Raw genomic sequence first — 23320 nt, forward strand, 5'->3', positions numbered from 1 at the left:
ATCCTCCAAAGTTCGTTAAAAGGATTAGTCTTGCCATTTTGATTTTACAAATGCATCAATTCGACGGACTGCCTCTTCTAATAATTCTAAAGATGTAGCATAAGATAATCGCATTGTAGTTGGTGCACCAAAGCCTGAGCCTGGAATCACTGCTACGTTTGCTTCTGTTAAAATATCCGAAGCGAACGCATCTACTGAATCATAACCAGTATGAGCCATAGCTTCTGCTACATCTGGTAATAAGTAGAATGCACCCTGAGGCTTTAATACGTTGAAGCCAGGGATCGCACTTAGCTGTGGATAAATTTTTTCAAGACGAGATTCGAAAGCTTGACGCATTTCTTCTACAGCGTCTTGTGGCCCATTATACGCTTCCACTGTAGCATATTGTGCAGTTGTTGTTGCATTTGATGTAGAGTGTGATGCAAGATCAGTCATTGGTTTAATAATGTCCGCATCTCCTGCAGCATACCCGATACGCCAGCCTGTCATAGAGTGGGATTTTGCAACACCATTTACTACGATTGTACGTGCTTTCACTGCATCAGATAACTGTGCAATTGAAAAATGCTCAATACCATTGTATACAAGCTTCTCATAAATTTCATCTGACACGATTAAAATATCTTTTTCTTCTGCAACAGCCGCAAGTTCAGCTAGCTCCTCACGAGAATAAATCATACCTGATGGGTTGCTAGGAGAGTTTATAATAACTGCTTTTGTTTTATCTGTCACAGCAGCTCTTAATTGATCTGCAGTAATTTTATAGTTTTGCTCACTTGTACCTTCAACATAAACAGGTACACCGCCCGCTAATTTCACTTGTTCTGGATAAGATACCCAATAAGGAATCGGAATAATAACTTCATCGCCCTCGTTTAAAATAACTTGGAATAAAGTGTAAAGAATATGTTTTGCCCCAACACCTACAATTACTTCATTCGGCTTATATGTAAGGTTGTTGTCGCGTTGTAGTTTATCAATAATAGCGTTCTTAAGTACTGGAAGACCGCCAGCAGGTGTATACTTTGTTAAACCTTTTTCCATCGAATCAATGGCAGCATTTAAAATATTTTGTGGCGTGTTGAAGTCTGGCTCACCAGCACCTAGACCAATAACATCAATTCCTTGCTCTTTTAACTCTTTTGCTTTCGCAGTAATTGCTAGAGTTGATGATGGTGTTAAAGTTTTCACACGGTTTGCTAATAAATTTTTCATACGGGATCTACTCCTCTTATAAATTCGTAATGCGCGTCCACCAGTCGCCGTCCTTAAACATAATATAGACATAGTTGAGCTTATCTTGATCGTTTAGGTATGTAATTTCCCAAACAGCACCGGGCTCCTCATAGCCTAATTTTACATTGAGGACCTTTTGTACATTTCCTTCTTTTTTTAAAACCGATAATGCTTGCTTTTCCGTAATACCATCTTTCAAAAACACTTCCTTAATTGAATCAGCTTTTAGATTCGTCGGAACAAAGACAGCCTTTTTCTCACCGTATTCATCTACCCCGAACACAGTGACGTACGAATGTTTGCCATTATATGTGTATGACTCCGAGACAATTGCGAGGGCTTTGGCATCGAGTGCCAACTGTTCAGCCTGCTCTTCAATTGAACGGAATGGAGCCTCGGCTTTCCAGAGTACTATAATACTAATGACAAGTGACAATGAAACCATAAAGACAGAAATGAAAATCAACCAGTTTTTCATATATTCACCTTAAGTTTCACATCTAGCTTATTCTTCAATACGAATGCTTGATGCTTTTGCATGTTTATAACTGTGTATACATTCATTTTGCTTTCCATTTTTGTCAACCTGCTTTCTTTCCTCATACCACAACATTATACAACAATTTTGTGCTGTCGTGTTTCTTAATTTTATATATTATGCGTTGATAAAACAACGTTTTCGAATCGCCAGAATAATCAGAAATACATTAACCCTTTCAAAGTACAAATTCCTATTCACTAGTACAAATAGGAAATCAACTACGCCATTAAAAACGAGTGCTATTTCTCAAATCAGATAGTTTCCACAACCCCCATTTTTAGCGCGATACAAGTACTAACTGCTTGCTCAAATTAATTCTTGTATTGTTAATTTTTCTGGTCATTGAGACAAACACCCATTCTCACTTTTAAGAGACTGCTTTTATCTTTTTGAACAATTGCTAAAGTAAGTAAGTAGGCATGCATATTCTTGACAAGTTTTTGTAAGTATTATTTTGTTCATGCCGAATCAGTCTCCGAAAATGCCGATATTTTATATATTACACAATTCCCTCCATTATTGCCCCCTTTGCCTAAGGAAAAAGAGAAATCGAACAGCATCGATTTCTCTTTTTTCTTGTTTGACCAAGTCATTCCATCTTCTTTACCCTATTTCTCTGTTAATGGCCCGTGTATTTCAGAGATTTACGGCCATTAATCACAACCCACTTCCTATTGGATTCGGAAAAATATCGTAAGCAAGCGCGAAAGGTCTTTCAGAGGCGATTTCACAAAGATTTTCTTGAGCATCATTTTACAGCCTCGCTCACTTCAAATCGCAAAATCCTCTTTGTTGCTATCGCCAGCACAACCATGACAACACTAATGATTAAAATAGGAACATAGATATTAATACTAAAACCTTCGAATAACAGCCCATACAATATTTGGCCAATTGGTGCCATACATTGTGAAACGGCAATGATAATCGCCATCACCTTCCCTAAGTTTTCATTAGGTGTTTCTTTTTGTACAACTGTAATAACGTAAATGGAAATGATCGTCATAATCATTGCTATTAAAAGTGCACTACCAACAAATAAAGTATAGGATGGATAATAGCCAATTTTAAGCATGATCGGGGTAACCGATAATGCCATTGGAACAATCAATAAAGCAGTGATGAAAATCCAAAAATACAAATTATTGATGCCCATTTTTTTCGCAAAGTACCCCATCGATAAAGCCCCTAAGATTGTAGCAAAATCGATTAACCCCATCCCTACTCCATACAATGTATCACTACTGTGCAAAGTGACACGAAGAATAATTGGTACACCTACAACAAATAAGGGTGTTAATAATAAGTTTAATAATGCCGCTAAAATCATACATTTGAAAATAAAAGATTGCTTCACTACATAGCTAAAGCCCTCTTTCAAATCATTTACAAGCGTTGAAATAATATGTCCGTTCTGTTCTCGTTGAATAAATGGTATTTTAATAAACATCTCTAATATGGCAGAGAGGAAAAAGAACAGACCACTCACTATAACAAGCACCTTTAAGCCAATCATGCCATATAGTATTCCCCCTAACACAGGAGCCGCTACATTGGACAATGCTTGAATACCATTGACAATTCCATTTGCTTGCTCCAGTTTTTCCTCCTCTACAAGTACTGGAATACTGGCCATCACTGTAGGTGCATACATGGCACTAACGAAAGAAAGCAGCACCATGACAACACCAATAAGCAAAATAGAACTATCACCCATTGCTAGTACTATAAAGAAACCAAAAACAATGATGCTACTAGTAAAATCGAATATTACCATTAAATTACGTCGATTAAACCTGTCAGCAATAGCTCCTCCAAGTGGTGCTAGTAAAATTGGGATACTTGATATCGCGAATAGTACTGCAAAAAGATCTGCACGTCCTGTAATATCTAGTACATAAAGTGATAAGGCGAACCTTAAGAGAGCAGATCCTAAAATAGAAATAATTTGCCCAATTACCATGAGGTTAAAATCTTTTGAAAAACCTTTTCGTTTAATCTGTGATTCCATGCATAAGACCCCTTCCTTTAACATTCATGGCCCTTTTGAGATTGTATTGTAAGAAGAAAGACATTACTAAAAATACTTATAGTACTCAACCACATGAGCCACTCACTTTGCGCGCTCCAAGATATCAGTAGCAGCAAGAGTCCCACGATTATAGATACATAATTTCCAGTGCGACTAATTTTTGATTTCCGACGAAGTTTTTCCTTAACGTAATACGCAGATTTCTTTATTTTACGTTTCATAAGATAAACTTTTTCTTTTAACTTCTGCTTAGTATCTTTTGCTTTTTGAGGATAAAAAAATGTTATAGCTCCTTTAGTCACGGCGTTCTTCATCTCCATATCGTCGTTTTAATAACTCAGTCAAAACTCTCTCTTGGAAGTCCGAAATCTGTTCTGGCTCCTCGATCTCCATATTTACCGTTTCTTCATACCCGTCTAATTCCTCACCATCAAAACGATAGAGTTTTTGCAATAGCTTCCACAATGTTTCAATTTCCTCAGTATTAAAGTCTTTAAAGATATCTGCTAAAAAGTAAGTAGACTTCTCCGAACAAGCAATTAAAGCTTTTTTTCCCTCTGAAGTAATCTCGACATTAATTGATCTTTTATCTAATTTACTTGGTATCGTTTGAACATATCCTTTTTTCACAAGACTCGTTATTAATTTGTTTGCGGTTTGCTTTGTTGTACCGAGCTTTTTAGCAATATTAACGAGCGTTGTGTTTTCTATTGGTAAATGGGCTATGGCAATTAGAGCCATATGCTGTCTAGAAGTTAATACCTCTAAATATTCATCTCCTCTTATCTGAACTTTATTGACAACTGAAAACAATGTCGCATAACTTTGCTGCATAAAATGCAATTCCTTCAATAAAAGATTTAAATCCATATGTAGCACCTCTCTATTTAGTCACCATGTTTACTAAATAATACATAACAACTTTCAAAAAGTCAACATGGTGACTTTTTCATATAGAATGACATACTACATTCAATAGACCGACTGTCGGTTTATAATACTATATGCTATTCCTCCAAAAAAGGAACTTATTTTAAACATTGTTATTAAAAAAGTAAGAAATTTCCCCATAGAAATAAATCCCTATCCATTTAATCATTTTATATAAAATTATATAAAAATTAATTTTCAACATTGAAGATCCTATCAATATTCCTTTTTATGGGCCCATCACCAAAAGTTGTGGATGACATTTGTTAAAACATATACTATGTAAATAAGTTGATTGGAGTGGAGGCTGGTTGACTCCTTGGGGATTAGCGAAAGAGGGACGAAGGCTAAAACCATCACGTCCTGTGATAACGCCTTCGTGACCAACATCCTTTTGCCCCAAGCGGCTCATCGGACGCCCCGCTTTGCTCTGTGCGAAAACGTAGCGACAGCAACAAGGTTTTATCTGTGCGAAAGCGAAGCGTCAGCGGCAAGGTTTTATCTGTGCGAAAGCGAAGCGTCAGCAACAAGGTTTTATCTGTGCGAAAGCGAAGCGTCAGCAACAAGGTTTTATCTGTGCGAAAGCGAAGCGTCAGCAACAAGGTTTTATCTGTGCGAAAGCGAAGCGACAGCAACAACAAAGCGCCCAGTCGGAACAGAAATCAACCACACGTTTTGGTGATGAACCTTTTTATGGTATATTATATTGGTTGTTTCCTTTTATTGAAAAACTTGATTAAATAGGTGATTTTGTAAATTGATATTTTCAATTTTTGTTCCTTCGCCATAGATTACCAAGCCGATCTTTTTTTTATAGAGGTGTTCAATTTCCGATTTGGGATATGTAATTGGCATGATATTGGCGTTATTTATAGTTTTACCTTTTTTATGCTCTTATTTTAACAATTCCTTTGATAATAGACGGAACGGGACAATTATTTAATAAATGGCTTAGTACAAACTATCGGCGATTAGTAACAGGAATTCTAAGTGGAGTAGGCTTTGTTTTTATGTTTTTATACACCGCTCTCTTATTTTGGAATCTAACTATTTATCTCTATATAAAAGGGGAATGCATTGGTTCATTAATTTTTAACTAAGGAGACTGAAAATGTTTTGTACATATTGTGCATCCAATCTATCAGAGCATGCAGAAATTTGCCATAAATGCGGCGTTAGAAATTTCAAAGTACTTAATTACTGCCATAATTGCGGGAATGAAATAAATCCTTTTCAAGATATGTGTACTTCATGCGGTATTATTTTAAGAAAACCTCCAAAGGGTACTCATCCACTAGCTCCTGCATTACTTACATTTCTACTACCCGGTGTAGGCCAAATCATTAATAATCAAGTGGGTAAGGGATTTCTTTGCTTATTTATATTTATCATGATTGGTGTTTTTATTTTTGATAATTTAATAATTGGATTCATAATTGTTGGTTTACCTATTTTAATTGATGCTTATTTAATCGGGAAAAAATGCTATGAAGGAAAAGCAGTAGGAAAATGGGAATTCTTTTAATTTTAGGAGGTATAATTTAATATGTTTTGTCCACACTGTAACGAAGAAATTGCGGAACAAGCGGAAATTTGTCCAAAATGTGGTGTTCGTGTACATAATACATACCAAGAGGATCAACCAAATATAGCTATTAATATCCTTTCCTTTTGTTGTATACCGCTCTTAGGGATTATTATGTACTTTGTATGGAAAGATGGTAAGCCTAAAGCCGCTAAATCTGCTTTAATATGGGCGCTGATTTCAGTCGGTGTATCTGCAGTATTAATGGTCTTATTTTTAATACTAGGATTTGTAGCTGGAGCGATCGAAGAGTATAATTATTAAACAGAGACTAGGACTTAGCTAGTCGAAACTTTTAAAAGCGCGAGAAATCAATTTTAAAAACATTGATTTCTCGCGCTTTTCTGATGTGGAGTTTTTTAGGTTCCTGCCACCTATCCTCATTACCTCCTCATTTCATATTCAGTTCACAAAGACGTGCTATAGTAAGAAACATAAAAGATTCATATTTTATTGTTGATGAAAATGAAGGAGGATTTTGACGTTGCAGGAAACATCAAAAGATAGGACAAAACAGAACGATTGGCGACGCTTTGTTCGCTTAGTCAAACAAGCTGAGCCGCCAATATGGCTTTTAATCATCTCATTAATGATGAGTTTAGCGACTACCGGGGTTGGATTTATCGTTCCGTTATTTACCAAAAAATTAGTAGATGGCTTTTCAGTAGAGTCCCTTGATTATTGGCAAATTATTTTGTTAGGTATTGCTTTTATCGTGCAGGCCATAGCGAGTGGGCTTTCCATTTATTATTTAAATCGTGTCGGACATCATGTTGTCGCGAATTTAAGAGATCAGCTTTGGAGAAAGTTACTTCATTTACCAATACCCTATTATGATGAAAATGATTCAGGCGAAACATTAAGTCGTGTTACGAATGACACAGCTGTCGTCAAGGAGCTTATTACAGAACACCTTGCGAACTGTTTATCAGGTGTTATTTCCATTATAGGATCAGTTATCATTCTATTAATCTTAGATTGGAAAATGACTTTAGTGATGCTCATTGCTGTTCCGCTTGCTATGGTTATTTTGATGCTGTTAGGAAGACGGATGTTTGTCATTTCCAAAGGTATGCAAGATGAGACGGCAAAATTTACGTCAGTGTTAAATCAAGTTTTACCTGAAACTCGATTAGTAAAGGCTTCTAATGCCGAGCGTTTGGAATACGAGCGTGGCAAGAAAGGTATTACCAACCTCTTTACGTTTGGTTTAAAAGAAGCGAAAATCCACGCCTTTATCTCTCCGCTTATTTCGTTTGTATTAATGTCAGTCCTTGTGGCGATTATTGGATATGGTGGCGTACGCGTTTCTTCAGGAGAGCTTACAGCTGGCGACATGGTGGCATTTATTTTATATTTAATCCAAATCATCATGCCGATGACTCAATTAACGATGTTCTTTACGCAGCTCCAAAAAGCGATGGGTGCTACAGAGCGAATCAGTGCATTACTTGAGCATGAAGAGGAGAATATTTTCGAAGGAATGACCTTAAAAAAAGTGGATCAGCCGATTTATGTAAAAAATGTTGACTTTGCTTATAGAGAAGAACCGATTTTATCGAATATTAATTTTACAATTGAACCAGGTAAAGTTACGGCCATCGTTGGACCAAGTGGCGGAGGAAAAACAACAACATTTTCTCTGTTAGAAAGGTATTATCAGCCAACTAGCGGTAGCATTACACTTGGAGATACCCCGATTGACACCTACTCCCTACATTCTTGGAGAAGCAAAATCGGCTACGTTGCACAGGAGAGTGCACTGTTATCTGGTACGATTCGTGAAAATATTTGCTACGGCATCGACAGAGAGGTGCCGGAAGAAGAACTTGAAAGAGTTGCAAAAATGGCCTATGCCGATCAGTTTATCAACGAACTGCCAGAGCAATTTGACACGGAAGTCGGAGAACGGGGCATTAAACTTTCTGGTGGTCAGCGACAACGAATCTCTATCGCCAGAGCACTATTACGCAACCCTCAAATATTAATGCTAGATGAAGCAACATCTAGTCTGGATAGTACATCGGAAATCTACGTTCAAAAAGCTTTAGATAATTTAATGCAAGGTAGAACAACGCTTGTCATTGCCCACCGCCTTTCAACAGTAGTGGATGCAGATCAAATACTTTTTGTGGAGAAAGGACATATTACAGGCAGTGGCACACATGATACTCTATTTGAGACTCATGACATGTATCGAGAGTTTGCTAAGCAACAATTACGTATTAAAGAGGAATAACGAAGGGATTTGTTAGCATGACAACACTTTTAGTTGTAGATGATGATGCGCATATTCGAGAATTAATAAAGATATTTTTACAAAATGAAGGCTTAGAGGTAATTGAGGCTACGGACGGTGTGGATGCACTGTCCAAATTAGCTTCTGATAAAGTAGATATGATCATATTGGATATTATGATGCCAAAAATGGATGGCTGGGAATTATGTGAAGAAATACGTTCATTTAACGATGATCTCCCCATACTGATGCTCAGCGCAAAGGGAGAAACCTCACAAAAGGTAAAGGGCTTTAATCTTGGAACAGATGATTATCTTGTGAAACCATTTGAGCCAGCAGAGTTAATCGTCCGTGTAAAATCTATACTTAAAAGATACCGTATTTCCATATCTCAACTTGTGGAGGCTGGCAATGTAAAGTTAAATCGCAATACACATGAAATCGTATATAATGGGAAATCTCTTACACTTCGTTTAAAGGAATTTGAATTATTATTTGCCTTAGCAAGCTATGCTGGGAAAACATTTTCACGCGAACAACTCATTGAAGAAATTTGGGGATATGACTATGAAGGTGATGAACGTACAGTCGATGTTCACATTAAGAGGCTTCGTCAACGTTTCCCACAAGAAACAAGTGGATTTGTTATTCGCACAATTCGTGGCTTAGGTTATCGATTGGAACTTGTTTCATGAGGAGACTAAAATACTTTTTAAAGCTTTTATTATCTTTAACGATCCTTCTTATCGTTAACATCATATTTGCATTTATTTCATTCCACATCACTTCGTGGATTTATGATTGGTTAGGTAAACATCCACAAGGTTTTTGGCTTCAGTTATGGACTGTAGTTGGCGTATTTGTTCTCTTTACTTGCACTATTATTATTCTCTTTTTAATTGGACTAAATAAACAGCGAAACTATTGGGATACGGTTGTAGATGCATTAAGCCGACTTGCTAAAGGTGACTTTACTGTAAAATTAGACCTTAAAACAAATGAAGATCAATTCGGTCAATTAATACATGGTATCAACCATATGGCGGTCGAATTAGGCGAATTAGAAAGAATGAGACAAGAATTTATCTCGAATGTATCTCATGAAATCCAATCTCCCCTTACATCTATTAATGGTTTTGCGAAAGCATTGAAAAACATGGATCTCCCAGAGGATAAGCGACAGCATTATTTAGAAATTATTGAGATGGAAAGTAATCGTTTATCGAAAATTAGTGACAATTTACTAAAGCTAACGTCATTAGAATCACAGCATCACCCATTCGAGCCAAAGCACTACCGACTCGATAAGCAATTACGCCATGTAGTGCTAGCACTTGAACCGAATTGGTTAGCTAAAAATATAGAGATGGATCTTCAATTAGAAAACATTTCGGCTATGGCTGATGAAGACTTATTGAATCAAGTATGGATGAATTTACTTAGCAACAGCATTAAATTCACACCCGCTACTGGCACCATTACAATATCTATGACGAAGCAAGTCAATACGATTACTATTGCTGTTCATGATAATGGTATTGGTCTAACAGAAGAACAGCAAAAACATATATTTGAGCGATTTTATAAGGCTGACCCATCGAGGACAGCTGCTAATGGTGGAAGTGGCTTAGGGCTATCCATTGTCAAAAAAATTATCGATATGCATAACGGAACAATCACTGTCGAAAGCAAGCTTGCTGAATTTACAACATTTTTTGTCACATTGCCATTGCAGACAGATCAGACTCGTGCAAACGAATAATAGCTTCTTTCTTCGTCTGGCACGGGTCTATTAAACAAAGAATCTAGTAAGCTACTTTTCTAAAATACTGATAAACTTTTTCAAGTTTTTTACCTTGTCTCCCCTTTTTACTTTCCATATTACCAAATTCAAAAAACTTCACTTGTTTAATGCCAACAAAACTAAATAACGCCCTTTTCATTATTATTTTATGAGCATTATTCAGCCATAATAGAGGATATTTTGTTGGCCCCTTCATTGTGGAAATACACACCACTGATTTTCCTTTTAGAAGCCCCTCTGGAAATAGCCCCTTTTTATCTTTATACGCAAAATTGGCCGCAAACAATTGATCAATATACCCTAGAAGCATTGCTGGTGGCCTTCCCCACCATATCGGATAAACAAAAACGATTTTATCAGCCCATCTTATTTGTTCTCGATATTTCTCAAGCTTTGGATCACGAAACATATCACGACGGCGTTTATGTTCATGGAATACTAAAAGCGGATCAAATTGCTCCTCGTATAAATCTAATACTTGAATCTCCTTTATGAAAGGATTGTCATTACAGCCCTTCATAACCTCCTGTAAAAAAGCATAATTCAAACTTTTATGATTCGGATATGTATAAATAATTAATGTGTTCATTATATAGCCTCCATTACTTATCATTTGATAACGAAATAATAAACTTTCTATTTTTAGTTGTCAAATGATAATTGTTTTAAGATAAGTTTTTTGTTATCTTGTCAGTAAGAGGTGAACAAGTGTGGACAAAAAAGAATTATTCGATCAGTTTGTAGCATTTACAGCAGCTGTACACCAAGTAACACACGAATTAACACAAGACGTTAAAATCGACAATATTACCCCAGTACAATATAAAATTCTTGAACATATAAAAGTAAGCCAACCAGTCACACCTACCGAAATTAGTGACTGTCAGCATATGTCATTACCTAATACAAGCCGTGAATTACGAAAATTACAGGAAAGAAAGCTAGTAGAAAAAATGATTGATACCGAAGATCGAAGAAAGCATTATGTTTGCCTTACAGCAGATGGAGAAAAAATGATGAAAGAAGCATTTGCCTGTATAGAAGAGCGCTTTCAACAACTAATACAACATGCATCGAAGAAAGATTTAGAGGACATTCAAGATGCTTTAAACATTCTTAACAAAAAGGTCTTTCAGCCAAAACTATAAAAAGAACCTGCATGCTTTCATTAGGAAAAGCATTGCAGGTTCTTTCACTGTTTAGTATATTGACATAGAAAGCGTTCTACACCCGGGTATTTCTCCCCTAGACTAGTTATGAAAAAACCATAGCGTCGATAAAAATCTACTGCCTCATGATCTGTTTCAGCAACGATAGATGTGTACTCATTTGCCACAAAATTAATCATTTGACTGCCAATGCCTTTTCCTCTTTGATTTACTAAGACGGCAATATGCTTAATCTCACATTTTGATAAACTGATTTGTTCTATCCCAATACAACCGACTGTTTCACCCTCAACTTCGAAGCTATATAATGTCCTATTCGATAAAAGGATATATTTTTCATACACTTGTAGAACTTTTTCATCCGACGTTGCAAAAGAAAGTAGCTTTCTAATAATTGGAGAAATAGTGTTTGCTTGAACGATATTCATAACGTATCTCCTTTAAATGTTGGTAGCAGGAATGACGACAGCATGACAAGCTTTCTCATAAAACTCGATTGGACCTGCTCCCCCAATGATTGCATATTCATACCCAATATCATGCATATCTTTTAAACAATGATGAAGTAGAGCGTATCCTATCCCTTTCACTCGATTCGATTTCGCTACACCCATAGGGCCAAAATAACATTTTTTATTTTGATACACGTCAAATGCAGCAAATCCAACAAGATCTCCCTGACCATCAAAAGCTACATATACGGAAGGTGTAGTACTTAAAAATGCACTATTAATTGTTTCTGACCACTCTTGTGAAAAATGACTTTCTACAAATTGGATTAGCTTGTTCTTATCATCACGATTGACTTTACGAATATTAGTAGAATTCACTTTAGGGAAGTTGTAATTTTTAAGATGAGTAACCAGATCTCTTGATGTGGTACCAAGCTTTAAAATCAATTTCATATCTTCTTCTGAAACGAATTCCTCAAGCATATTCGCCCGTATTAATGCTTTCAGCAAGTGACCTTCATTTAAATAAACCTGGTTATAGTTATGCATATAGCTAGTTGCTTGTTCCAATACTGTTAAAACATCCTTTGTTATCGGAACATTAAATAAATGATGGCTTGTAACTGGCTTGTCTGATTTTAGATCAAACTCATTAGCCAAGTTTCTTAAAGAAGTTTCATCTATAGTACATTTTAATACTATTTCGCCAAGGACCCCCTCTTTTTCTTTTAAACAAGCAAGTAGAAAATGAATTGGTAATAACATATTATGTTGTGAAGAGGAAGCTTCTTTTTCTGCATTTTTTTTGATCCTTAACATGCGATTTGTTAATTTTATAGTAGATGAATTCAAATGCCTAACATCCTTTCATTGATTTTTCTTCAACCTTCAATTTAATTTCTATGTTAAATAACGGAAATATTAGAACTTTATCATATCATTAATCATGTTTTCTATTATCAATAAAATTGAAACTATTAATTTGCTTATCACCAAAAATTAGAAAAGGCTGGGCGACTCCTTACAAACGCCTAGCCTTCACTCCAATCAACCACACATTACGATGATAAGCCTTATTTTCGCTATTTAGAAAACATTATTACCCATACATCGTCACTCATCTGCACTTTTTTTAATAATATAAAGATGTATAGAAGGAGGAGACTCAAATGGAAGTAGTAGACAAGAAGTGGATAGAAGAACATTTTAAAACACTTCCATTATGGCAACAGTCAGCATATACAGACTTCGCTGCCACGGTTGGAGATGAAGCCAATACTTTTCCCTGTATCCCAGCTAGAACAGGTTTTTTATCAAACCATCTTCGTTATAGTTTTATCGGAGATCCACGGGAAGAGCAATCGATAAAGACGTTAGCACAATGCTTAAAGGAATACGGAAAATGCTCGCAAACATTTGGAAAATATACAACCCTCGCCATTTTCTTTAAAACCCCTGACGATATGCTGGAAAACGTCGATATTGAAGATTATAGAAATTTGTTTTGGTTGGTTTTAAACAATTTAACTAAATTTGATGATTGCGATTGGCCAGAGGAAATTCCAACTGACCCATCGCATCATGAATGGGAATTTTGTTTTAACGGTCAACCTTATTTTATCTCTTGTGCAACGCCAGCCCATAAATTGCGAAAGAGCCGTTATTTTTCTACTTTATTAATGGCATTTCAACCCCGCTGGATATTTGATGAAATCAATGACTCTACTGTATTTGGTCGGAAATTAAAAAATCTAATTCGTCAACGCATTTCTGAATATGATGCCATTCCAGCTCATCCTGATTTGAAATGGTATGGGCACGAAGATAGTTATGAATGGAAGCAATATTTTTTAAGTGATGATCACCGTAGTCCTTCGAAATGTCCTTTTTTACGTATGCAAAATTCTCTGCCCTCATCACACAACGAAGAACATTAAACATGTTTATCATGTTTTTGCCTTTTCATCACAATCCAAGTGGCAATTCCTATTATGACGATAAAAAGCAGGCTCACGAAAAACCCGAGTCTACTAGTTTTTTCCCCTAACGTTCCAGACACTGTCACACCAATGAGCAACATCCCGATAGCATTTTTTACATGATCCCACTTCGATAGCTCCATTAGCTTCGCATATGTTACTAATATAAAGAGCCAGTTATAAATTAACATGAGCCCTGCAGCTGTCATCAAATATTCAAAAATCTTTTCTGGCATGAGGAAACCAATAACAATTGTAATGATTAAACCACTGGCTAGAAAGAGCAAAGCAGGAAATGGAACCTTCATTTTTCCCTTTTTAGCCAGTGAAGCTGGGGCATCATGATCTTCTGCAAGTGTAATGAGAATCGTTACGACCGCATATAAGGATGCTACCATTGTTGAAAAACCGGCAATAATTAAAATGCCATTAAAAATATCTGCAACAAAAGGAATGTGATAATCACGAAGGGCAGTAATAAATGGACTTTCCTCCATATTAAAATCCTTCCAAGAAACTAGCATTAAGGCAAGCATAATAGCCATTAAGAAAATGATCGTTATGACAATAAGCATCACTTTTCCAGCTTTCGGTGCTTCTTGAGGATTTTTTAAATCTACGACCACTAAACCCATTACCTCAATTCCACCAAATGCATAAAAAGCATATAACAAACCAAGCCAAATCCCTTTAATACCTTGTGAGAAAAATTCTTCGTAGTTTGCATGCAAAGAATCCAATGTAGTTGAATCATTGTTAATCCCTTTTATGATTAATAGAACAGCCACTACAATAAACATCACAATCGCAGCTGCCTTTAACGCACCAAAAATATTTTGAAAGTTTTCAAAGCCCTTCATACCAGTAAGAATAACGGCCAATCCAAGTGCAGCATAAATAGAAGCGGCCACCCATAATGGAAGCGTTGGAAACCAAAGCTTTGTAAAAATACCAAGTGCCATCAATTGACTCCCCATAATAAGCATCTCAGAAATTAAGTAAATCCAACCATTACTAAATCCTGCCCATTTGCCAAAAGCTTGCTTTGCATAAGTACGGAACGAACCCTTGTCCGGATTTTCAACTGACATCTTAACAAGAGCGTCATAGACAATGTACGTAGCAATCGCTGCCAACAAAAAAGGAATCACAACAGCAGGACCACTTTTATGAATGGCCATACTTGTCCCAAGAAAAAAACCTGTTCCAAGTGTACAACCTATACCAAGAAGCGAAAGCTGCCACCAAGACAACTTCCCTTTACTTGTTTTAGATGTCATTTTGATCAACCTTCCTTTACTTTCTTAACAATGGCAATGTCATACAACGAATGCCACCACCGCCTTTTTCAAGCTCTGTGACATCAACTTCTATCAAATTCTTTTTTTGCAATAATGGATGCCTCGTCCAGTGTTGCTTCGTTGCTTGCTTACTAATCAACAGTGTCTCGGGATTAAGATTAATAAAATTGATATCAGGGATTGTATTATATTTTTCAAGAAAGTAAACGTCAAAGCCATGGTGCTTTAAAAATTGCTCTGTCATTTCAAAACGACTAGTTTGAGCTGTGAAGACGTGTACAGGAAAATAACGCATAAAGTTTTTAGCTATGAGCAGATTAGCGTTCGTTACATTACAATTCATATCTAAATGAAGTGTATCGGAGCGTCTCGGCAAATCAATGAGTGCAATTTCCGAAAATCCTTCTTGGAAAATACGATCCTTGATACTCTCCACAGCCTCTAACGTTGTCCTCATTCCAATATTAATAAGCACGGCATCCTTATTTAAAATGAGAACATCCCCACATTCTAAAGCAGTAGAAGGTTGTTGAACTTTTAATTTTTTTTCTGGAAACCACTTTTCTAATAATGAGTGCGCATGTGGATACTCTGGACGCCTTAACGAACTACCTGCCTCTCCAAGGAAAATACTATTTCCTATAACACAGGCAAGATCGCGCACAAAGTAGCGATTAATAAGCTGCTCACTTACTATATTCTCTTCATTTGTTAGCTCCTTCGAATAATCAATAACATGGACACCCTCATTTTCTAGGGCTGTCTTAAATTCCATGAAATTCTCCATTGCTTTCACATGATTGACAGTAGCATCCCATCCTACATTTTCAGCTATTGTTAAATCTGGTACATCTAATTTTGAAGGTGCACAAAGCATAACAACCTTAAGTTCATCATGCTCCGACCAACAATTTACTTGGAATGAATCCATAATGTATTCTCCCCTCTCATGACTATCTTTGTTAGCGTTACCAGCGAGTATGGGATTATACAGCACCTAAAAAAGTAAAACACACCTTTCTAAAAGATGTGCCTTTAAGGAAAAATTCATGTTTTGTTTTTAGGGAAATTTTTTGCATTTAGCTGTAAGAGCTCCATAATATCCTCTTCTTCCACCTTCAATGAAAATACTGATGATAAGCTTGCTCGGCATCCATTTCGCTTGTATAAATTAGAATATCGTTTGTTATCGGATAATACGTCTCTAATAGAAATAGTCCTAGTTCATTTGGATGATCCGGATTGTTCACCACTTTCGCTTCCTGGATATTTGCTACATCTTCAATCTGGGGATCACGATAAAAAATGTAAACAATATCCCCTGCATTATATTGCTGTTGTTGCATGTCATCATCCTCTACTTTGTTTTCCAATTAGTCTGGTTTAAAAAGGTAATTATGATTCCATTTTTTTATGATAATTTTTCAGGTGTGTTGATTAACCCTTTTCATCCACCCGCAATGTCCCAATACCTCAGTAATCCATACACCACTTTCATCAAATCATAAAATGTTTCCTTTGGAATATAATCCGCAAAAAAATTGAATGTTTCTTATTTTCGAATTTTTCCATCATTTAGTATAATCAAGAAAAGGAGGGGAAAATATGATTAAACATTCAGTAATTGAAAATGTACTTGAAGCAGCACTTTCTACAGGTGGTGATTTTTCCGAAGTTTTTATCGAGGATAAATTTGTCAATTAATTAACATTACAAAGTGGAAAAATTGAACAAAGCATTTCAGGACGTGATTTCGGCATTGGTATACGCATTTTTTCTGGACTTCAAAGCATCTATACGTACACAAATGATTTTTCAGAGGAAGGCATACTAGCAGCAGCAAAACGAGCAGCACTTGCCATTAAAGGAGGTACTACAGGAACGATCCAACCACTGAAAAAAGACATTATTACGCCAATTCATAACATTATCATTCTACCAAACAGTGTGGAGCATGCTAGAAAAGCAACAATCATGCGACAGGCTAATGACATTGCTAGAAATTATGATGAACGCATCAATCAAGTTAAAGTAAGATATCTTGACGAAGAGCAGCATGTTTTAATCGCCAACTCAGAAGGGAAGTTTGTAGAAGATACGCGCATTCATAGTCGACTTGCCATCCAGGCAACCGCCTCCGAGGGCAAAGAAATGCAAACGGGCTTCTATGGTCCTGGTGCACATGCAGGCTTTGAATTTATCGAAAATCTAAATCTGGAGCACTATGCTGGTGAAGCTGCACGGATTGCAGTCACTATGCTTCATGCCGATGAATGTCCTAGCGGTAAATTCCCAGTCATCATTGATAATGAATTTGGTGGTGTTATATTTCACGAGGCATGTGGTCATGGTCTTGAAGCAACAGCTGTCGCGAAAAACAATTCCGTTTTTGCAAATCGTATTGGTGAAAAAGTTGCCCCTGAAATTGTTACATATATTGATGATGGCACACTTCCAAACGAATGGGGTTCCCTTAACATTGATGATGAAGGGGAAAAAACACGAAAAAACATCTTAATTGAAAATGGTATTTTAAAAGGCTACTTGATTGATAAATTTAATGCGCGCCGTATGAATGCTGAACCAACCGGCTCTTCTCGTCGCCAATCCTATCGCTTCAATCCAACATCCCGAATGACAAACACATATATCGCTCCAGGCAGTTCTAAACCTGAAGAAATTATTGCATCAACCGAATATGGCATTTATGCAAAATATATGGGCGGCGGGCAAGTAAATCCTTCGACTGGTGACTATAACTTTGCGGTTATGGAAGCTTATATAGTTAAGGATGGAAAAATCGATCGTCCTGTACGCGGTGCAACACTTATAGGCAACGGGGCAAGAACTTTACAGCTAGTTGATCGTGTTGGTAATAATCTTGCGCACGGTGCAGGTATGTGTGGATCTATTAGTGGTAGTCTTCCTGTCAATGTTGGCCAGCCAATGATTCGCGTAAGTGAAATAACAGTTGGAGGAACGAAGGGGGAATAATTTATGAACATTGTAGAATATCAAGAAAAACTTCTAGATAAGGCGATAAAGGCCGGTTTTAAAGAAGCTGAAGTATATTTTGAACGAAAAAACTCTTTTCAGTGTATGCTTTATGAAGGACAAATTGATAGCTATGAAACGTCTGAGGATGGGGGTCTATGTCTACGTGGGCTGTATAACGGAAAATTGGGTTACGCCTATACGGAAAAATTAGACGATGATTCGATGTCCTTTTTAATCGATAGTGCAAAAGCAAATGCAGATGTTCTAGATGAAGATGAGTGCATAGATATTTTTGAAGGCAGTAATGAATACACGTCCTATGAATTTTACAATGAGGAATTAGAGACTATTGGAATTCCTGAAAAAATAGAACTCCTTCGTTTAATTGAACAAAAAATTCGTGCGTATGATTCTCGTATTGTAACGCTAGATTATTGTTTCCTTCAAGAATATAGCACTGAACGTTCATTAGCGAATAGTAAAAACCTATCCTTATCGCATAAGGAGAACGGCTTAGTAATCTTCCTGTCTACAGTTGTCAGAGAAGGCGAGGAACTGAAAACGGGTAGTTATTTAAAAATGACACGTGATTTTCATTCTCTCAATGCAGATGAAATTGCAAAAGCAGCCGCTGAGGAAGCACTTGCGAATCTAGGCGAAAAGTCGATTCCATCTGGAAAATATCCAATCATCCTACGCTCTGATGCGACAGCCTCTTTACTAAGTATTTTTATGCCTATTCTGTCAGCTGAAAATGCACAAAAGGACCAATCTTTATTAAAAGGGAAAGTCGGACAAAAAGTGGCGTCAGATACTTTTACATTGCTTAATGCCCCATTCCACCCTGAAGCTTTGTCTGGAGCAAGCTTTGATGGTGAAGGTGTTGCAACAAAAGAGCAGGCGATCATTTTAGATGGAATACTGCAAACACTATTGCATAATAGAAAAACGGCAAAGAAGGAAGGCTGCGAAACGAGTGGGCATGCGCATAAAGATTCTTACAAGGGCACTTTATCAATCGCACCCCAAAATTTATATATTTCACCAGGTAAGCGATCACAAGAGGCGTTAATTGCCTCGGTATCTGAAGGAGTACTTATTACTAAATTATCTGGACTTCACTCTGGTACGAATACAATTTCTGGCGATTTTTCTGTCGCGGCACAAGGATTCCATATTCAAGATGGTAAAATTGCTTCGCCTGTGAAACAAATGACAATTGCCGGAAACTTCTTTGATTTCTTAAACAATATCGAAGAAACTAGCTCAGAGCTTTACTTCCTGCCAAATGGGTATGGCTCCTCATCCCTCCTTGTGAAGGAACTATCTGTAACAGTTGAATAATGTAAAAAAGCAAGTCCCCTTTTATTACAAGGTGACTTGCTTTTTTTGTGTTTAAATTATTTCGATAAATCGATTTTTTTATTTAATAAATAAATAGTCACACCACCAACAGTCATTGACAGCAATTCCCCAACCCCAACCGTAAACCAAGTTGCCCAAAACGGAAGATCATAGAGGATTGTTAATTGTCCTGCAACGGTGAACATTGATACAGCAAAAATCAATGCAGTTATAACCATTTTCACAATATCATTTGTTATATTTTTCGTTACTCTTCGGCAAAGAATTAATACAAGAAATGTCCCAATACCACCAATAGGTACATCTAACATCCATGTTGGTGACATGAAATTTGCAAGTACTACTCCTAATGTCACGGCTACTACATATCGCTTGTTGTACAATGCCAAATAGTTGAACATCTCTGACAAACGTAGCTGTACTGCCCCAAAACTAATAACTGACAATAAAACAGTTACAGCCACATATAAAGCTGCAACAAGTGCCGTCTTTGTAAGTTCACTTACAGAAGTACGGCTTGAATCTTTTACAATAGATGTATTCAATTTTATTCTCCTTTGTAAAATAGCACATCCGCTATTTTAGTCATAACTACGACCAAAGGAAGAGAGCATTTCGCCCTATCTGAAGTGCCGTAGTGCAAGCTAATTTTTGCTTACTTGCGTATTATAGCAGAAGAATTTAATAATGAACAATCTTATTTTGTAAGCCAGCCACCATCAATCGGTATAATTGCACCATGTATATAATCAGCCGATTGACTAGCTAAATAAAGTGTGAGATTCGCCACTTCACTTGGTTGGGCCCAGCGACCTGCAGGCGTTTCATTCGCTACCCATTTCGCCATTTCTCCGTCCCCTTCAAAGTCAGCCTTGTTCATTGGTGTTTGAATGGCTCCAGGTGCGATGGCATTGGCACGAATTCCCTCACGACAGTAATCTAAATCTAACTGCTTCGTATAACCAACAATCGCATGTTTAGACGCTGTGTAAGCAGCTCCACCACCACCAGCCACAAGCCCTGCAATAGATGCCATATTGACGATTATGCCTGATTTTCGTTTTACCATATGAGGTAATACCGTATTCGTCACAAAAAAAGTGCCCTTTACATTCGTATTCATGATTTTATCCCAAAGCGCTTCATCTGTATCAAGCGTCTTTGCAAAGCCATCTAAAATGCCTGCAGTATTTAATAAAATATCTACTTGTTTAAATATTGAAACTACGGCTTCAAATGCTTGCTCAACATCGTTCATATTACATACACTACCTACTCTATATGCAAAATGATGAGGATATTGCTGATGTAGTGTTATTAACCCTTGCTCATCCAAATCAAAACCGAATACGTTTGCTCCATTCTCTAAAAATGCACTAGCTTGAGCCTGTCCAATACCTGAAGCAGCCCCCGTTACAAATACCGTCTTACCCTTATATTCTTCAAACTTCATAACATCTCTCCTCAAAAAATAAACAAGAAGCCACCTCATTTGAGATGGCTTCTCTTTGGATTAATTGACAATGATCCAATCTTCCGCTAACAAATCACAGACTGTCGGTGTAAACATTGTGTAGCCCTCACCACGTACATTAATTAAAAAATACGGATTTAAAGTTTCACCATCATGCTCGCTTTGCCCAACAAGCTTGACATATAATTCTGCGCCGCCCCAACCTTCACGAATTACTTTTTCTCCTGCTTTTAAGCGTGGTAATATCTCTTCAAACGTCATATAACACTCATCCTTTTTTATCAAATACTTAGCAACTATCCATAATAATTTTACTATAAAAAAAATAATTATATAGCTTAAATTTCTTTTTGCATGTAGGAATCTATTTTTTTCTTCATCTGCAGCTGCTCCATCGCCACTGTTAGCCTCATTGACCATCAAATTGCTTGGGGCTGAATCGCTTACTAAAAAGTTAACTGTGATGCTTACGATAAAGTGTGGACGATCTTCTACGTTGTCATTCTCCAATCATTTCATTTTTCTCGTTTTAACAAATTTTAGCTTCTCCTTGTTTATTACTTTGCCAGTAGCATTGCCATTGAACATTTAGGACAGGTACTAATTTAACAGAACAAATCACAGTTAGCTGTTTTTCGTATGTACTTTTACCTCTATATTACCTAAAATGGAAATATATACAGGGAGAATTATAAAATGAAAAAATTAATTTTTAGTGCAGCATTCGTATTAAGTTTAGGATTGGCTGGTTGTGGAGATGATGCCGCCAAAGAAGAAAAGTCAAAAGAGGAAACACAAAAATCTGTGTCAACAGATAAAACTAATGATTCATCGGAAAAAGATGACGTACAAGAAAATGCAAATTTAAAAGCCATTAATACTTATACTAACAAAGAATTAGGCATCCGTGGGCAATCTGGGCCAATACTGTACAATATCGAAGCTATTAATTAAACCCAAAACTGAAGAAGCAGCTAATTTATTTGATGTAGCTGTAGGAGAAGAAGTAGATGCTTTAACTATTTCTATGAGTGGTGAAAATACATCTACTGAAGATATGAATTTTTATCTTGGGCAAGCCGTAATCATTACAAATACAAAAGAACAATTAGAGCCTGATATGGTTTTATCTGAACATATAGAGGGTAACTATCTTGGGAAAGTAAAACATGAAGGCTATAATGTATATGTTTTAAAAAATTCCAAGGTTGAGGATTTGAAAAATATCGAAATTCGTGTGAGTGCTCCTACAAATTCTAATTTTGATGAGCAAGGTGAAGATGTTACTCATACTATTGAAGTAAATAAATAATAAAATGAAGTCACATTAGTGGCTTGTGAAAACTTTTAGCCAAAAAACAAAATCGAGTAGAAGACTTTCCCACCACCGTACGCACAGTTCAGTATTGGGCGATTCAACCTCCTAGTGATAACACTCCTCCAGCTTCGTTACATCTTCCCCGCTTTTCATTTGTGAAAGCTCGATGTAATATCTCGCTTTTCGATAGTCGCCAATATCATAATGAACAAATTTCCTCCAAGCTTTCAAAGTTTCCTCTATCTATACACTGTAAGACTGTGTTAATTTTTTTCACCTCATTCAGCTTTAACTTGACTCACGATCTAAATGCGCTAAATCTTCTAAACTTAATTTTTTTACTATTTCATAGCCCTTTCCAGGACCTTTTGGCTTAACAATCACCATTCCCATGTTTGAAATTTTCCCTAATCCAACACCTTCAGGAAAGCTATGGGCAATAATTACTTGATTCATTCCTTGCGGCGGCTTTCTTTCTAACACGGATTGCAAATTTGATAATATATTCGTTTGTTCATTGATAGGGATTTTACTACCCAATTTATAGATCTCATACCAAAAGGGATCCATTCTTACATACGCATAAGGAAATGCGAGCTGTGCCGTTTCAAGTGTGCGACAAAAAGGACTTACGACAATTGTTGAACTAATCGGTATTTGTAAATAGCGTAGCATTTGTCCAAAGTAGATTGCCCCCCTTCGCCCGACTTCAGACAAATTTCTTTGAGTAAAACAATCTTGAAAACTTAAATATGGCTGATCTACACCGACCGTTGCTTCTCCATGCCTTGCATACAAAATGTATCCACCTTTTTTCAATAAATCAAGGATTGTTTCATCCAAATCCTTCATCTCCCCCCAATAATCCCATTCTGATTATTAGTACTATATGAAA

The 23320-nt window shown here is 36.7% G+C and carries 26 protein-coding genes and 1 pseudogene; 13 read left to right on the top strand and 14 right to left on the bottom strand.

Annotation, left to right across the window (positions count from 1 at the left end; translation table 11 throughout):
• Nucleotides 1-24 precede the first annotated feature (24 nt).
• From BFJ97_RS00835 to BFJ97_RS00855, 4 genes are all read right to left on the bottom strand, one after another.
• Nucleotides 25-1218 (bottom strand): pyridoxal phosphate-dependent aminotransferase, encoded by a 1194-nt coding sequence (locus BFJ97_RS00835; protein ID WP_068982767.1) that lies wholly within the window; start codon nucleotides 1216-1218, stop codon nucleotides 25-27.
• A 16-nt stretch (nucleotides 1219-1234) separates the two neighbouring features.
• Entirely contained in the window at nucleotides 1235-1717 is a 483-nt protein-coding gene (locus BFJ97_RS00840; protein ID WP_068982768.1) for a cell wall elongation regulator TseB-like domain-containing protein, read from the bottom strand.
• An 811-nt stretch (nucleotides 1718-2528) separates the two neighbouring features.
• Nucleotides 2529-3791: an MFS transporter gene (locus BFJ97_RS00845; RefSeq protein WP_068983468.1), complete on the bottom strand. Its 1263-nt coding sequence runs from the start codon at nucleotides 3789-3791 to the stop codon at nucleotides 2529-2531.
• Nucleotides 3792-4106: 315 nt separating this feature from the next.
• Complete coding sequence (locus tag BFJ97_RS00855; RefSeq protein WP_068982769.1) at nucleotides 4107-4682, bottom strand: MarR family winged helix-turn-helix transcriptional regulator; 576 nt, start codon at nucleotides 4680-4682, stop codon at nucleotides 4107-4109.
• A gap of 379 nt (nucleotides 4683-5061) precedes the next feature.
• On the opposite strand from BFJ97_RS00855, the gene BFJ97_RS00860 reads away from it, so the two are divergent.
• The 7 genes from BFJ97_RS00860 to BFJ97_RS00885 all read left to right on the top strand — a co-directional run bounded on the left by BFJ97_RS00860 (nucleotide 5062) and on the right by BFJ97_RS00885 (nucleotide 10328).
• The gene (locus tag BFJ97_RS00860) at nucleotides 5062-5424 is read left to right on the top strand and encodes a hypothetical protein (protein WP_068982770.1); all 363 of its coding nucleotides are present in this window, start codon (nucleotides 5062-5064) and stop codon (nucleotides 5422-5424) included.
• Between the two features lie 214 nt (nucleotides 5425-5638).
• Nucleotides 5639-5842 carry a DUF2085 domain-containing protein gene (locus tag BFJ97_RS25580; RefSeq protein ID WP_083226867.1) on the top strand — a complete coding sequence of 68 codons (204 nt, stop codon included), beginning with the start codon at nucleotides 5639-5641 and terminating at the stop codon, nucleotides 5840-5842.
• Nucleotides 5843-5853: 11 nt separating this feature from the next.
• Complete coding sequence (locus tag BFJ97_RS00865; RefSeq protein ID WP_068982771.1) at nucleotides 5854-6267, top strand: hypothetical protein; 414 nt, start codon at nucleotides 5854-5856, stop codon at nucleotides 6265-6267.
• Between the two features lie 21 nt (nucleotides 6268-6288).
• Nucleotides 6289-6591 (top strand): zinc-ribbon domain-containing protein, encoded by a 303-nt coding sequence (locus tag BFJ97_RS00870; RefSeq protein WP_068982772.1) that lies wholly within the window; start codon nucleotides 6289-6291, stop codon nucleotides 6589-6591.
• A gap of 220 nt (nucleotides 6592-6811) precedes the next feature.
• On the top strand, nucleotides 6812-8566 hold the full coding sequence (locus tag BFJ97_RS00875) for an ABC transporter ATP-binding protein (RefSeq protein ID WP_068982773.1): 1755 nt from the start codon (nucleotides 6812-6814) through the stop codon (nucleotides 8564-8566).
• Between the two features lie 17 nt (nucleotides 8567-8583).
• Nucleotides 8584-9261 (top strand): response regulator transcription factor, encoded by a 678-nt coding sequence (locus BFJ97_RS00880; protein WP_068982774.1) that lies wholly within the window; start codon nucleotides 8584-8586, stop codon nucleotides 9259-9261.
• Complete coding sequence (locus BFJ97_RS00885; protein WP_068982775.1) at nucleotides 9258-10328, top strand: HAMP domain-containing sensor histidine kinase; 1071 nt, start codon at nucleotides 9258-9260, stop codon at nucleotides 10326-10328. The genes BFJ97_RS00880 and BFJ97_RS00885 overlap by 4 nt, the downstream gene beginning before the upstream one ends.
• 43 nt (nucleotides 10329-10371) lie before the next feature.
• On the opposite strand, the gene BFJ97_RS00890 is transcribed toward BFJ97_RS00885, so the two are convergent.
• Nucleotides 10372-10959, bottom strand: coding sequence for an NAD(P)H-dependent oxidoreductase (locus BFJ97_RS00890; RefSeq protein ID WP_068982776.1), 588 nt, complete (start codon nucleotides 10957-10959; stop codon nucleotides 10372-10374).
• 121 nt (nucleotides 10960-11080) lie between these two features.
• Here BFJ97_RS00890 and BFJ97_RS00895 point away from each other — a divergent pair, with 121 nt between their 5' ends.
• Nucleotides 11081-11518, top strand: coding sequence for a MarR family winged helix-turn-helix transcriptional regulator (locus BFJ97_RS00895; RefSeq protein ID WP_068982777.1), 438 nt, complete (start codon nucleotides 11081-11083; stop codon nucleotides 11516-11518).
• Between the two features lie 44 nt (nucleotides 11519-11562).
• Here the strand turns inward: BFJ97_RS00895 and BFJ97_RS00900 are convergent, their stop codons facing one another.
• Together BFJ97_RS00900 and BFJ97_RS00905 are read right to left on the bottom strand one after the other, a co-directional pair.
• Nucleotides 11563-11967 (bottom strand): GNAT family N-acetyltransferase, encoded by a 405-nt coding sequence (locus tag BFJ97_RS00900; protein ID WP_068982778.1) that lies wholly within the window; start codon nucleotides 11965-11967, stop codon nucleotides 11563-11565.
• Nucleotides 11968-11979: 12 nt separating this feature from the next.
• Nucleotides 11980-12843 carry a GNAT family N-acetyltransferase gene (locus BFJ97_RS00905; RefSeq protein WP_254660091.1) on the bottom strand — a complete coding sequence of 288 codons (864 nt, stop codon included), beginning with the start codon at nucleotides 12841-12843 and terminating at the stop codon, nucleotides 11980-11982.
• Nucleotides 12844-13160: 317 nt separating this feature from the next.
• Here BFJ97_RS00905 and BFJ97_RS00910 point away from each other — a divergent pair, with 317 nt between their 5' ends.
• The gene (locus BFJ97_RS00910) at nucleotides 13161-13928 is read left to right on the top strand and encodes a YqcI/YcgG family protein (protein ID WP_068982779.1); all 768 of its coding nucleotides are present in this window, start codon (nucleotides 13161-13163) and stop codon (nucleotides 13926-13928) included.
• Here BFJ97_RS00910 and BFJ97_RS00915 read toward each other — a convergent pair.
• From BFJ97_RS00915 to BFJ97_RS00925, 3 genes are all read right to left on the bottom strand, one after another.
• Nucleotides 13925-15250: an amino acid permease gene (locus tag BFJ97_RS00915; RefSeq protein ID WP_068982780.1), complete on the bottom strand. Its 1326-nt coding sequence runs from the start codon at nucleotides 15248-15250 to the stop codon at nucleotides 13925-13927. The genes BFJ97_RS00910 and BFJ97_RS00915 overlap by 4 nt on opposite strands.
• A 16-nt stretch (nucleotides 15251-15266) precedes the next feature.
• Complete coding sequence (locus BFJ97_RS00920; RefSeq protein ID WP_068982781.1) at nucleotides 15267-16202, bottom strand: arginine deiminase family protein; 936 nt, start codon at nucleotides 16200-16202, stop codon at nucleotides 15267-15269.
• A 187-nt stretch (nucleotides 16203-16389) separates the two neighbouring features.
• Complete coding sequence (locus BFJ97_RS00925) at nucleotides 16390-16617, bottom strand: transcriptional regulator SplA domain-containing protein (protein WP_068982782.1); 228 nt, start codon at nucleotides 16615-16617, stop codon at nucleotides 16390-16392.
• A gap of 259 nt (nucleotides 16618-16876) precedes the next feature.
• On the opposite strand from BFJ97_RS00925, the pseudogene BFJ97_RS00930 reads away from it, so the two are divergent.
• Nucleotides 16877-18265, top strand: a pseudogene (locus BFJ97_RS00930) (TldD/PmbA family protein).
• Between the two features lie 3 nt (nucleotides 18266-18268).
• Nucleotides 18269-19612, top strand: a complete 1344-nt coding sequence (locus tag BFJ97_RS00935; RefSeq protein WP_068982783.1) for a TldD/PmbA family protein — start codon at nucleotides 18269-18271, stop codon at nucleotides 19610-19612.
• 56 nt (nucleotides 19613-19668) lie between these two features.
• Here the strand turns inward: BFJ97_RS00935 and BFJ97_RS00940 are convergent, their stop codons facing one another.
• The 3 genes from BFJ97_RS00940 to BFJ97_RS00950 form a co-directional block, all read right to left on the bottom strand.
• Nucleotides 19669-20178, bottom strand: a complete 510-nt coding sequence (locus BFJ97_RS00940) for a QueT transporter family protein (RefSeq protein ID WP_068982784.1) — start codon at nucleotides 20176-20178, stop codon at nucleotides 19669-19671.
• Between the two features lie 152 nt (nucleotides 20179-20330).
• The gene (locus BFJ97_RS00945) at nucleotides 20331-21086 is read right to left on the bottom strand and encodes a 3-oxoacyl-ACP reductase (RefSeq protein WP_068982785.1); all 756 of its coding nucleotides are present in this window, start codon (nucleotides 21084-21086) and stop codon (nucleotides 20331-20333) included.
• Nucleotides 21087-21146: 60 nt separating this feature from the next.
• On the bottom strand, nucleotides 21147-21368 hold the full coding sequence (locus BFJ97_RS00950; protein ID WP_068983471.1) for a DUF2829 domain-containing protein: 222 nt from the start codon (nucleotides 21366-21368) through the stop codon (nucleotides 21147-21149).
• A 435-nt stretch (nucleotides 21369-21803) separates the two neighbouring features.
• Here BFJ97_RS00950 and BFJ97_RS00955 point away from each other — a divergent pair, with 435 nt between their 5' ends.
• Nucleotides 21804-22061: a hypothetical protein gene (locus BFJ97_RS00955; RefSeq protein ID WP_068982786.1), complete on the top strand. Its 258-nt coding sequence runs from the start codon at nucleotides 21804-21806 to the stop codon at nucleotides 22059-22061.
• The gene (locus BFJ97_RS00960) at nucleotides 22015-22419 is read left to right on the top strand and encodes a hypothetical protein (RefSeq protein ID WP_139114357.1); all 405 of its coding nucleotides are present in this window, start codon (nucleotides 22015-22017) and stop codon (nucleotides 22417-22419) included. Before BFJ97_RS00955 ends, BFJ97_RS00960 begins: the two co-directional genes overlap by 47 nt.
• A 294-nt stretch (nucleotides 22420-22713) precedes the next feature.
• Here BFJ97_RS00960 and BFJ97_RS00965 read toward each other — a convergent pair whose 3' ends face one another.
• The gene (locus tag BFJ97_RS00965) at nucleotides 22714-23277 is read right to left on the bottom strand and encodes a histidine phosphatase family protein (protein WP_317853390.1); all 564 of its coding nucleotides are present in this window, start codon (nucleotides 23275-23277) and stop codon (nucleotides 22714-22716) included.
• Nucleotides 23278-23320 lie beyond the last annotated feature (43 nt).

Source organism: Lysinibacillus xylanilyticus (assembly GCF_001708185.1).
Taxonomy (GTDB): Bacteria; Bacillota; Bacilli; order Bacillales_A; family Planococcaceae; genus Lysinibacillus; species Lysinibacillus xylanilyticus_A.